This window comes from Vibrio sp. NH-7 (assembly GCF_053643215.1).
On the sequence record NZ_CM132188.1, the window covers coordinates 696,492 to 709,008 of the forward strand.

The 12,517-nt window shown below is 46.3% G+C and carries 10 protein-coding genes; 4 read left to right on the forward strand and 6 right to left on the reverse strand.

Annotated elements, in window-relative coordinates:
* Positions 1-77: 77 nt before the first annotated feature.
* The 3 genes from ACUALS_RS17340 to yccS form a co-directional block, all read right to left on the reverse strand.
* Entirely contained in the window at positions 78-365 is a 288-nt protein-coding gene (locus ACUALS_RS17340; RefSeq protein WP_005473289.1) for a hypothetical protein, read from the reverse strand.
* A gap of 54 nt (positions 366-419) precedes the next feature.
* Entirely contained in the window at positions 420-581 is a 162-nt protein-coding gene (locus tag ACUALS_RS17345) for a hypothetical protein (protein ID WP_005473120.1), read from the reverse strand.
* Positions 582-763: 182 nt separating this feature from the next.
* Positions 764-2,920 carry a YccS family putative transporter gene (yccS, locus tag ACUALS_RS17350; protein WP_454449982.1) on the reverse strand — a complete coding sequence of 719 codons (2,157 nt, stop codon included), beginning with the start codon at positions 2,918-2,920 and terminating at the stop codon, positions 764-766.
* Positions 2,921-3,118: 198 nt separating this feature from the next.
* On the opposite strand from yccS, the gene helD reads away from it, so the two are divergent.
* The 4 genes from helD (at position 3,119) to ACUALS_RS17370 (ending at position 7,395) form a co-directional block, all read left to right on the forward strand.
* Positions 3,119-5,185 (forward strand): DNA helicase IV, encoded by a 2,067-nt coding sequence (gene helD / locus ACUALS_RS17355; RefSeq protein WP_454449983.1) that lies wholly within the window; start codon positions 3,119-3,121, stop codon positions 5,183-5,185.
* 27 nt (positions 5,186-5,212) lie between these two features.
* Positions 5,213-5,533 carry a divalent-cation tolerance protein CutA gene (gene cutA, locus ACUALS_RS17360; RefSeq protein WP_454449984.1) on the forward strand — a complete coding sequence of 107 codons (321 nt, stop codon included), beginning with the start codon at positions 5,213-5,215 and terminating at the stop codon, positions 5,531-5,533.
* Positions 5,534-5,742: 209 nt separating this feature from the next.
* Entirely contained in the window at positions 5,743-6,582 is an 840-nt protein-coding gene (locus tag ACUALS_RS17365) for an isopenicillin N synthase family dioxygenase (protein WP_038190564.1), read from the forward strand.
* A 195-nt stretch (positions 6,583-6,777) separates the two neighbouring features.
* Positions 6,778-7,395 carry a DNA-J related domain-containing protein gene (locus ACUALS_RS17370; RefSeq protein WP_038190561.1) on the forward strand — a complete coding sequence of 206 codons (618 nt, stop codon included), beginning with the start codon at positions 6,778-6,780 and terminating at the stop codon, positions 7,393-7,395.
* A gap of 27 nt (positions 7,396-7,422) precedes the next feature.
* On the opposite strand, the gene ACUALS_RS17375 is transcribed toward ACUALS_RS17370, so the two are convergent.
* The 3 genes from ACUALS_RS17375 to fabV form a co-directional block, all read right to left on the reverse strand.
* Positions 7,423-9,078 carry a P-loop domain-containing protein gene (locus ACUALS_RS17375; RefSeq protein WP_454449985.1) on the reverse strand — a complete coding sequence of 552 codons (1,656 nt, stop codon included), beginning with the start codon at positions 9,076-9,078 and terminating at the stop codon, positions 7,423-7,425.
* A gap of 104 nt (positions 9,079-9,182) precedes the next feature.
* A complete protein-coding gene (locus ACUALS_RS17380; protein WP_454449986.1) occupies positions 9,183-11,105 on the reverse strand; it encodes a sensor domain-containing phosphodiesterase in 1,923 nt (640 codons plus the stop codon).
* A gap of 201 nt (positions 11,106-11,306) precedes the next feature.
* Positions 11,307-12,509 carry an enoyl-ACP reductase FabV gene (fabV, locus tag ACUALS_RS17385; RefSeq protein WP_454449987.1) on the reverse strand — a complete coding sequence of 401 codons (1,203 nt, stop codon included), beginning with the start codon at positions 12,507-12,509 and terminating at the stop codon, positions 11,307-11,309.
* Positions 12,510-12,517: the final 8 nt, after the last annotated feature.

A 12,517-nucleotide genomic window follows, 5' to 3' on the forward strand; every position in this document is an offset into this window, starting at 1 on the left:
AATAGTATATAAAAGTTATCGGAGGATTCTAACTGCTCTGATAGGGATAACAACCGTTGTTTATGGATTGCTACAATTTAAACGTGAATATCTAACAGTGTGCCGATCATCTCTTGGTCTCTTTGTAGCATGTTGGTTCCCACTTTACTGTACTGAGTGGCTTGGCTAAGTTTGACCATCGAATCAACATAAGAAGGGTCGGGAACGGCTGGGGCTTTAAACTCAACTTTGTTGAAATCGAGAGATTTGTCGTTTTCGACTTGCGGAAGTGAAGAGGTAAGATTAACGTCGCGCGCCGCTTCCTCAGCCATTTTCGATGACTGATCAATCAACTGATGCCCTGATTGAATAACTGACACGGCCATACACTCCTCCCTTAATTAAAGCTTAAGGTGAATTTGTGTTTTGAGCAAGTTGTGCTACGAAAACAAGCTAGAGATCAGGTTTAGCTCTTCGTCAGTGATTAACGTACTTGAACTGTCCTCTAACGTGTTATTGATTTCACCGCGTAATGCCTTTAGCTGCTGAGGGGTGAGCTGGCTAATCTGCTGTTTAAATAATTCAAACTGGATTGGGGTCATCGTATTCTGCCTCCGAACCTTAGGACTTGAGTGTTCTCCTTTCACACTCATCTCCAATTGATTGATTTATTTCTAGTCTATGCTTGACTGCTCAATAATTGTCCGAAAACTGTCAGGTAGTGTAAGGGTTAGGTGAAGGAGGCTTCACTTTGCCTCCTTCCATAACGGCGCTAAATTCGTTTCTAATGAGTCACTCTTACCGCGAATTTGGCGGCCAAAGAGTGAAGCTCTGGCAGCATTCGGTAGATCAAGTAGAGCTGTTGAAGCACCATTCTGACTGAATTGTCATCTTCTTCTCGCCACTCAGATAAACGCGCTTCCAGATTTGGGTCATCGATACTGGCGGTTTCACATGTTTCGCAGTGTTCATTCAATTGATCAAAGAGCACCTGTAAATGTTGATGGATGGTTCGGTGAGCATCCAATACCAACTGGTGAGTATCTTCATTGTCAATGCGTTGTCGATGCGCGCCCAGTGCAGAGATATAGCTCAATAGCGCGTGACTCAGGGTTAAAAAGCGAAAACTTTCATCGGTGGCGCTGTGGTACTTGCCGGGCTCTGCCAACATCGCACTGATTGCATTGGTCAGGTTTGCATCTTGGTTATGCGCGTGACGTCTAGCGATGCGATAGGAGAGGTTATCCTTCTTACCGATACGATACTGACCAATGATTTGTGCAAGATAGGCTCGATGAGCGTTGATCGCCTCCGCCATAACTTTGTGCAAACGCTTGGATTGCCAATCGGGCAAGATAAACGCCACCGCGCCCACTGCAAGCGCGCAGCCAATTAAGGTGTCGGCAAGACGCGGCAAGACAACCGCATAGCCTTCGCCCAGTTGGTTAAAGCAAAACAAGACTAAAACGGTAATAAAGCCCGTCGCATAGCCATAGTTTGCCAAACGAAACGCAAAAAAAGCGACACCGGATAGAACGATAAACACCAGTTGACTCTCTTGAGACGGGAAAAATGTCAGCAGTGGTACGCCCACCAGCAAGCCTGCAAGTGTGCCAATGACACGAGCGACGAGCTTTTGCCTAGTCGCACTGTAGTTGGGTTGGCAAACAAAGAGGGTAGTGAGAAGAATCCAGTAACCGCGTTCAATATCGAACCCTTGGATGATGCCATACCCCAACGTGAGGGCGATTGACATACGAACGGCATGGCGAAACAACATCGAATCTTTGTTTAGATTGGACTTTATGCGCAGCCACATCGCCTTGATGGTATGGGCTTCAGTATCGTCGAGAACATCTTCTTCCAGTTTATTCGCATCCGGATTGTTAACGTTGCTTAACTGCTTTTCAACGGTGGCCAAATTATTAAACAGATAGTTCAATTGATTGATCAGCGAGCGCCATTGGGGTTTCTCTTGTTGCTGAAGATAGTTGAGTGAGTTCATTACCTCGTCAAGAGCGACGATAGACTCATCACTGTGTTGGTATTCTTTACCCAAACGAATCGACTTCGCGATCTCGCGACACGCTTTTGCTTGGCTTTCTAGTAGGTGTTTGAAGCGAAACAGGACATCAGAGCGCTCGAAGTGCGCCGAGAGCTCTTGGTATCGATAGTGACTAGAGCTGACGCGTTCATGAATGTCTTGTGCTAGGAAATAGATGTTGAGAAAACGGTCAGAAGCACCGTCAACGTGGCCGCGTTTAGAGCGCGTTAATAGCGTCATCTTACACGTATTTAACGCATTGACGGTGGCGGCATTTAGGCGCGCTTCTTCGATTCTATGAGGCTGAGGGGTTAAGTCGTTAACTGGGTGAAAGAGCTGACTCTTGGAGTCAAGGTAATTCGCCAGTTGAAGAAAGACGGTTGCCAGACTTTGTTGGACAGGTTGCATTGGCCAAAACGCCGACCAGATCATCGACATAAAGAAATACCATGTGGCACCAGACAGCAACATCAATGGTTGAAACCAAAGGTTAGTGCTTTCGTGAGCGCCAAGCATTGCGTAGATGGCAATCAGCAATGAACCAAATGCGATGCTGGCATAGCGAGGGCCAATGGCGCCTAGCATAATGAAGCCGAAGGTTGAGGTAAATAAGCCGATCGCAAAGAAAACAGGGGTATTGAACAGCAGTTCAATTGAGAAAGCGGCGATGGCGAAACAAATCAGGGTGAGCGTGATCGACTTAATCCTGCCCGTGAACTTATCATCACTCTCTGCAAGCGCCGCGGCAATGATCCCAAGAATCAAAGGAATGATGAGGGAGTTCAGCTCATAATACCAAGTTGGAATGACGACACCTAACAGCGTCACAAGGATAAGTAAGCTGTAGTTAACGGTTTTGTTGGCCCAGTACAGGCGTAACTGACTAAATAATTGCACGTCTCGTCTACTTGTAAGTTTTGATGCAGGCAGTATAGCCTGTTCGTCAATGGTAAACTTCTGATACAGAATAAGAAACCGGTTCGTTTGTTTATTGATTGTTCAACGTGAACTTGACGGCGGATATTGACAGGATCTTTTCAAACTCAATGCGTGTTGAGTTATCATACCCGCCATGAAAAACATGGATACGGCACAATGCAGCTAATCGCAAACAAGACTGCACAGTTTTTGGTTCAAAACGAATATCATCGAGTCACTTTAGAGTCCGACTATCTCATTCTCGCGTCTGAACGGAGCGAAGAGCGCATCCCTTTCAATGTGTGGAGCGGAAAAATAAAACTTAAGCGAGGCCTCTTCTGGGGTGGTTTGCAGTTTTTCGCTCATCAAGAAGAAGGCGTTGAAAAATCTTGGTTAGTGCAAGGACTCGATTGGGAGCGTTGCCGTGAGTTTGCTCGATTTGCGGTGGCATCTTACCAGCAATGGCATCAAACCCAGTGCCAGCACCTGATTGAGTATTTGCCAAAGTGGGAAGCGAAAGTTCGTAGTTTCGAGCGCCAACCTGCCTTTTTGACCCACTCAGCGGTCAACGCTTGGCTTGCCGAATTAGATAACGACTTCAACAAAATGGAAATGGACTTGGAAGATGCGATGCTGCGTATGCCGGATCGTGTGGATAGATTGCTTCCTTGGATCCTAGAAACCAACCAAACCTTGGCGAAACGAAATGAAGATTGGATGGTTAACGAACTTGAGAATTGGAAAGTGCTGTTTTCCCAGATCGAGTCTTCTCCTCTCAATCATACCCAGCAGCAAGCCGTGCTGCTTAATGACGACAATAACCTAGTGCTTGCGGGGGCAGGGTCAGGGAAAACGAGTGTTCTGACGGCTCGCGTTGCATACTTGCTGCAAAGCCATTTGGCGCAGGCGGAGCAGATTCTAATGCTAGCCTTTGGTCGTGAAGCCGCCAATGAAATGAAGGCGCGGTTAAACGACAAGATTGGTTTAAGTACAGAGCCAATCCGTGTGAATACCTTTCATCAACTGGGCCTTTTTATTCTTAAGCAGGTTGAAGGCAATGACGTAACTATTTCACCTATGGCGCTCGATGATGGTTTACGTACTGCATGGTGCGTGGATTGGCTGAAGAAACACTGGATGACGCCGACCGCTTTCAAGCGTTGGCAAAAGCACCTCCAGAAATGGCCAATAGCCTATTTAGCTGGGGATGAAGAACTGGGCAGTCATGTCGAAAACCCAAAGCTCATTGCTTGGCTGGAAAAACAGCTTTCTCAATTGAGTGCAATGGGGACAACCAAAAAAGAGATTCAGCAGTCGCTTATTGAACATCCTGAATACACTCGTCTTAACAGTGAACTCGCTTTGGTGTGGCCTTGTTACACCGCTTGGCAGGAGATGCTCAAGAGTGAAGGGCATGTGGACTTCAATATCATGATCACCCAAGCGACAAAGTGGGTTGAAAAGGGCAAGTTTGTCTCTCCGTGGAAATACATCATGATCGATGAGTATCAAGATATTTCACCGCAAAGACTGGCGCTGGTTGAAGCACTGTGCAAACAAAGTGAACACCAAGAGTGTGTGTTGTTTGCCGTTGGCGACGATTGGCAATCTATTTATCAGTTTGCGGGTTCCGATGTCGACCTTACTACCGGATTTAAAGATCGTTTCCCGCACTCGACGATTCACCACCTAAATACGACTTACCGCTTTAACAATCGACTTGGTGAAGTGGCGAACCAGTTTGTGCAGCAAAACCCGTCCCAACTTAACAAAGTGCTCAATAGTCACAAAGAGCAGAAAGCGAAATCGGTAGTGTTGGTACCAAGTGCAAATGTTGAGAAGATCCTTGATGATCTGAATCGCAAAGCCAAAGCGACGCAAACCGTACTATTGCTAGGGCGTAACCATTATCACAAGCCAGAGTTGTTAAGTGATTGGCAAAAACGCTTTGCCATGTTGTCGATTGATTTCATGACATGTCATGCCAGTAAAGGCAAAGAGGCAGATTTTGTTATCCTCGTCTCAGTAGATGAAGGGCAGTTCCCTGCTCGAGTGAAAACGCTTCATCTTGATGGTGCACTCACTCAATCTATCGATACTTACCCATATGCTGAAGAGCGTCGCTTGTTTTATGTGGCGCTCACCAGAGCGAAGAAAAAGGTATGGGTAACCTATAAAGGGGATGGCTCAAGCTTTGTCAGGGAGCTGGTTGACGGCGATTATCCTGTGATTGTGCAACATTAACGAATAGAACAACAGATAGGCGGAAAAATGAGCGGCCAATACTGCATCGTGTTAACGACAACCAACAATGAAGAGAATCAACAATCCATCATCTCTGGTTTGTTGTCCAAAGGCTTGGCAGCCTGCATTCAAGCGATCCCGATTCAAAGTCACTACATGTGGAAAGGGGAGGTGTGTTGTGACGATGAATCATTGCTTGTCATCAAAACCAAGAAATCGTGTTACGCAGAGCTCGAACAAGTGATCGTCGAGCTTCATGATTATGAAGTCCCGCAGGTGGTTCAAGTGCCATTTGTTGAGGGTTACAACCCTTATCTAACGTGGATTGAACAAAATACACGTTGTTAATCGTTGAGTTAGAATTCTACTGCTAACCAATGGCGATGCGCTGCTGAGCAAAGACGTCGCCACTCCCTCCGATAACAAAATCTGTTGAAAGACCTTTTAACTGCACATTAACTCGTTAAAGTTGCTGTTTCATTTCATCAAAGTTTGATTTACCTATATGTCACACTTAGAATCCTGCTTCCAATATCAATAACTAAAAAAGTAAAGTCATGAAACTGGAAACTGTAGATTACCTTGCAAACGATGCCGCAGAGCAATTTGTTACCTCGCTGCGTGAAACCGGCTTTGGGGTACTAAAGAATCACCCAATTCCCAAAGAGCTTGTCGAGTCTATCTATGACAACTGGTACAAGTTCTTTATGTCTGAAAGAAAGAACGAATTTACCTTCAATGTTGAAACTCAAGACGGTTACTTTCCGCCTTCTGTGTCAGAAGTAGCTAAAGGCCATTCGGTTAAAGACATTAAAGAGTACTTCCATGTTTACCCGTGGGGTCAAATGCCGGAAGAACTTAAAGAGCAGATCATGGAGTACTACCAACGCGCTAATGCGTTTGCTGAAGAACTCTTAGGCTGGGTTGAAGCGCATGCACCAAAAGAGGTTCAGGAGAAGTTCTCAGTAGCGTTGTCTGAAATGATCAACGGCAGTGATAAAACCCTACTGCGTATTCTCCACTACCCGCCGATGACAGGCGATGAAGAGCCAGGAGCAATCCGCGCAGCGGCTCACGAGGATATTAACTTGCTTACCGTACTTCCTGCTTCCAATGAGCCGGGTTTACAAGTTCTGGGCAAAGATGGCGAGTGGATTGATGTGCCATGTGATTTTGGTAACTTGATCATTAACATTGGTGACATGCTGCAAGAAGCATCGGGAGGTTACTTCCCATCGACAACACACCGAGTGATTAACCCAACGGGTGAACGCCAAGAGCAATCGCGCATTTCGTTGCCATTGTTCCTTCATCCTAAGCCTGATGTTGTATTATCTGAGCGTTACACGGCGCACAGCTACCTAATGGAGCGCCTGAGAGAGTTGGGTGTAATCTAATCTTCTCATTGCTTGAACGAAAGCCAAGAGTCATGACGACACCGTCATCTCTTGGTTTTTTCGTTTTCCAAGGTCTGTGATGCCTTTGAGTAAACTCTCAATCTCATAGAAAACCCTGTGAATTGATCGATTGCGACTCGACAAATCGGTTGGAGTGGCTTTCAATTAGAGTATCTCCAACAACCAGTGATTCGTATGCCACAGCAATCAGGACTTGCCGCACAATTTCAGCAGTACATGGAAAATCCGCTACTCTGGCCCATTCTTGAGGTGTTGAGAAAACAACCGAGCGGCTGGAAAGTTCACACCTTAGCGTCTCATTTAACCGAAATTGAGATCATGCCTTTGCTGGATGCATCCCCAGACAAAGACCTATTTAAGCGCAATTTTCTAATCATGAACGCTCTGTACCAACTGCAAGAGACGCTCTATCCCGACAACTGGTTACAAGTCCAAGCGATGGACATTATTTTAATGCCCCAAAGCCAAGTGTTTGGCCATGAAGTTGATCATCACGATCCACTGCGAGATTACTATTTGGACTGGCAAAACTACGAAGCCGAGGAAGGGGAGATTAAGCGGCTACTTAACGAGTTCTGGACACGTTATCGGGAGTTTGTTGGCGGTACGGACGGTAAAGACATGGATAGGGCCAAAGCGCTCAAATTGTTTGAACTGCCTCACGATGCAACCCACACTGAGATTCGTAAAACGTGGCGCAAGTTGGCGTTGAAATGGCATCCTGACCGAGACAACGGCGACAGTGACCGATTTCGAATCCTGTGTGAGGCATGGAATGTTCTCAGACATTAAAAAAGCGCCGTTATCGGCGCTTTTTACTTAGCGAGCCGGCTTGAATTGAGCCTTACGCATTCGGTTTAATGCGGCCATCACATCCATCACGCGAGGTTTGGCAAGGTCACCATGATTTGGCATTGAAGCGTGCCAATTGCCATGAAGCATTTCGCTGAACTCTTTGGCAGGGTTAGCGGACCAACCAGGTAACTGGGCAAGCTGGAACCATAACCAGCCGATGGCATTAATTTCTGCGCTAGATTCAAGTTGCTCTAGTGCAGATAAATCGGTGAACTCCTTACCGAAACGCAGTGATTCAACACCTTTCGCGGACACTCTAAACTTGCCGTCGGCCAAAATGCTCTGCAGATTTGCTCGGTTTACCGAACGAGGTCTGTAGATTACCAATGGTGATTCACACTCGTTGTCACGTTGACTTGGATGCTGAGCAATGACTTGCTGTGCTTTTTCCGTCACGTCTATGGCTTGATAGTCGTGCATTTGAATCACCGTATCTGCAACGTCGAGATAGTCGCCAGATCCCCCCATTACAATGACAGAAGAAATATCGAGTTCGTCACGGAGCTGACCAATGCGGTCAACAAGCGGTGTAATCGGTTCATCACCTTTACTCACCAATGCCTGCATTCTTTCGTCACGAATCATAAAGTTAGTGGCCGATGTATCTTCATCGATCAGCAAACCCGTTGCGCCAGATTCAATAGATTCTTGTAGCCAAGCCGCTTGAGACGTTGATCCAGACGCATCTTGTGTCGAGAAGTTTTCCGTATCTTTACCCATTGGCAAATGGTTAATGTAATTGGCCAAACTTAAGTTGTGGACACAACGACCATCCTCAGCTCGAATCTTCATAGCATTTAGGTTGGTCACGATACGCTCACGGCCGTCACCCGGGATGTGATCGTAAATTGAGCGCTCAATCGCAGTGAGTAGGGTGGATTTACCATGGAAACCGCCACCAACGATCAAGGTGATACCTTTGCGAATACCAAGACCAGTAATAGGGCCTTGGTTTGGCGTTTCGATCGTCACTTCAAGAGATTTCGGGGCTGTGATAGCGACGGCGTCTTTCATTGGTAAGTCACAGTTGCCAGCAATACGTGGCAGAACAGAACCGTTAGCGACAAAGGCCAATAGATCATGTTCATCCAATTTGCTGCGCAAGAATGCTTGATCTTCTACCACTTCGCAGTGGTGAACGAGCGCTTCAATGTCTAACTCACGCTCAAGTGTCGCGCGTCGAATATACTTAGGCAGGTGGAAGGTTAAAATATTGTCGGCTTTTTTGCCAAGCACGCTTCTCCCTTCTGCGGGTAGGTTGATGCGAAAACGCAGTTCAATACCTTCATCGGTGAAGAGCACGGCAGTGCTGTCTAGCACCACTTGCCCTGACAGCGCAATGCTGACGCTCGACTCTTGCTTGGCTAACTGGGCAAAGCTGCGTGCGATGAAGTCACGTGCTGCGACTTGGTAAGCCGCTGATTTTTCTCGTAGCCATTGGAGGCCAGTCACCGACCAAGGACGTACAGCTCTTACACGTGTAGGGGAGGCGTACGGGTCAGCTTGAACGTAATCAATATAGAAAGTGAAGTCGCTAAAGTCATAGCAGCCTTTAATTTGCTGATACGCGCGATAGTTCTGTTTTTCGATTTTTTTTAGTGCAGCGGTTAACTGATCCATAAGACGTTCACTTGGTAGAGAAATAAAAGGCGCGATTATATACGTGAAGATCGCCTATTGCGAGTAAATTGGACCTTTCAGGCCTTGCGTCAATTCAAGACTGTTCAGAGGGATGTCTGAGCAGAGTCATCGATTTGATTGGTCAAATGTTGCTTCAGAAAGCTCGCTTCGAACAGATCGCAAGGCATCGGTTTTCCATACAGGTAGCCCTGACCAACCTCGCATTCTTCTTCGAGAATAAAGGCTTCGTGAGCTTCGTTTTCAATCCCTTCTACCGTCACCGTCAAATCAAGCTTTTTCGCAATGTTGATAATCGAGCGAACGATTTCTTGGTCTTCGTTACTCTCATCTAGGTGATGGACAAAGCTTTTGTCGATTTTTATCGCATCGAACGGAAACTTCTTCAAATAATTGAATGAGGCATAACCGGTACCAAAGTCGTCAAGTGACAGTGTAACACCTAGTTTGCTCAGTGCTGTTAGGGTGTTACGCGCGACGACCTCATCGGCAATAAGACCACTTTCGGTCACTTCGAGCTCAAGATAATGGGCAGGGAGTTTGTACGTGTTGAGTAAATCTCTTACCTGATGAACAAACTGGGGGCTTTGCAGTTGTACCGCAGACACATTGACGCCAAGTTTGAACTCTTGCACATGGTCGACCCACTCAGACGCTTTCTGTATTGCGGAGCGAAGAACAAAACTGCCCACTTCGAAAATCAGGCCATTTTGTTCCGCTAAATGAATCAATGTTTCGTTGGAAATATCGCCGAGAATAGGGTGGCGCCAACGCAGCAGCGCCTCTGCACCAATCCACTGGTGAGTATGCGGAGAGACTTTCGGTTGGAAGTACAGCAACAAGTCGTCGTTGCGTACGGCTTGTAACAGATAGCTCTCAAGCTGGTTAATGTTTTTCTGCACATCGGAAATATCTTGCGAATAGAAACTGAACTTGTGCCCTGAATCCTTGCAAGACTGCATCGCTTCAACCGCGAACTTCAATATGCTGGAGGTGCATAAGGTATCTTTGGATGTTGCGATGCCAATGTAACTGTGAAGGTGCAGTTTTTCTCCCTCAATATCAAAGTGAGACTGACTCACGTCAATCAACAGGCTACACAATTCTTGAATGTCACCATCGAGGTTTTTTGATTCGAACAGAAAGGCTAAATCGGTAGAGGTTGGTCTTGCCGTCAGCACGTTGAACTTTGTTAAATCTCCCAATCGATGTCTAAATTGAACCAAGATATGGTCCCACACCGAATAGCCATATTTTGATTGGATACGGCGACCGTTCGCAAAGCCGATATGCACAACGGCGACATCGGTCGTAACGTTATCGGTAATCGACTTGAGAAGCGTCTCAGTCTCAAACTCTAGCGCTGAACGGTTTAAAAATCCGGTGCCAATGTCGTGTCGTTGCTGGTAGCGAATTTTTTGCTCTGCCGCTCGGCGTTTATCAATCTCGACGTTCAGTTCGTAGTTCAAATCAACTAAATCTTGAGTTCTGGTGTGAACTCGAGATTTTAACTCGTCGTTAAGCTGTTTTAGGCGATGGTTTTGATACAGCGTTTTTAAATGCGATTCGACAGAGTCTCGAAACGAGGTAAGCAAATCTTGATAGGTCTGTGTGAAGTTGTTTTCTTTGTTGTCGAGCACACAAATGGTGCCAAAGACATCGCCATTTGGCCAACGCACCGGCAACCCGCAGTAGGCCATAAGACCGTGCACCATATCGGGATTGTTTTTCCAAGCCGGGTCATTGTTGGCATTAGGTACATGAAGCATACGCATTTCGTTGACCACGGTCTCACAGTAGAGCCCTTGATTGAGAGACTCTTTATCTCCGGGTTTATATGGGTGAGACGCGTTGTTATTGGCAGTGAATACTTCAATTTCATCGGAGTGAATACGCATCACCAGAGCAGCAGGCACAGAAATGATGTCAGCAAGAAGATTTACAATGGTCTGCCAGCTTTGAAGTATCTCATCAGGAATACTCACATTGGCAGTGTTAATTTTTGACATACGGTATCCATATTGGAAAAGGCAATAGAGTGTGAGCTATCCGTGCTCTTGTTTTAATAATAGTCTTTATTCAGCAAACGTTTTAGGTATGAGTCGTTCGCTGTCCTAAAAATAAGAATTAACGATATTACCGCTAAAAAAAGCTCGCTGGAAACAGCGAGCTGGAGGGATTAATAATTTCTCAAAAATGAGACGATTGAGCTAGTCAGCATCGCTGTTTATCCATGACTCAAGATCGATCTCTTTACTGTAGTCAACGTCATCAAACGAGAAACCGTTGAGCCGTAAAAACTCTTGCTTGAACCCTTGATAGTCACCGAGTTGCTTGAAGTTATCGGCGTTAAGCTGCGATACCAATTGATTCACTTCGCGTTGGGTCTCAAACTCTAATTCCCAGTCATCCATGCGCAGCAGGCGTTCACAGTCGACAGGAATCTTACCTGTTGAATAGACTTTGTCTCTAAATAGACGCTGCATTTGCTCAATGCATCCCTCATGGGTGCCACGTTGTTTCATGACTTTGTAGAGCGCAAGAATGTACGGCGTTAAACCAGGGATAAACACACTGGCTTTTGTCACGAGCGCCTTACAGACCGTTGCGTATGCGCCGCCATTAAAGTTGGCAAGCTTAAGGTTTAGGGAATGGCTGGTTTGGTGAAGATCAATTTTTGCCCTGCCTAATGTTCCATCTAGGTAAATCGGATGGGTCTGCTCTGGGCCGATGTAAGAGAATGCGAGCGTTTTACATCCTTCACCGATGGACTCTGAATTGATTAGCGCATCAACCCATGCTTCCCAATCTTCGCCGCCCATGACCTTGATTGTTTCGTCAACTTCTTGGTCTGTGGCTGGTGGGAGAGTCGTTTGCTGCCATGTGTCGGTTTCGAGGAGAATACTAGCGCCCGATACCGATTGACCGATTGGTTTGATAGCCGAGCGCCACATTTCGTCGCTGTTTGGTTTTGGACGCACGCCGCTGGCGACGCTATAGACGATAAGGTCAACCTCGCCTTCGAAATAGGTTTCAACCGCCTCGATGACTTGTTCTTTGATGGAATCAGAGAAGGCATCACCTTGAATGTTGACTGCGATGCGACCTTCCTCTTCGGCGAATTTTTTAAAGGCGATATTATTGTAGAAACCAGCCGAACCGACGCCTTTCGAGGAGGGACCATGTTCGTATGAGACACTGATTGTATCGGCTTTGCTTCCACCGAAGGTGAGGGCGATGCGTGTGGCGAGCCCGAATCCAGAAGAACCACCAATAATGAGAACCCTTTTGGGGCCATTTGTGATCGGCTCAGATTGCTTTACGTATTGAATTTGTTGGAGAACCGCTTGCTCACACCCAACAGGATGCGCAGATTTGGCAACAACGCCTTTAATAACAGGTTCAATTATCATTGTTATGT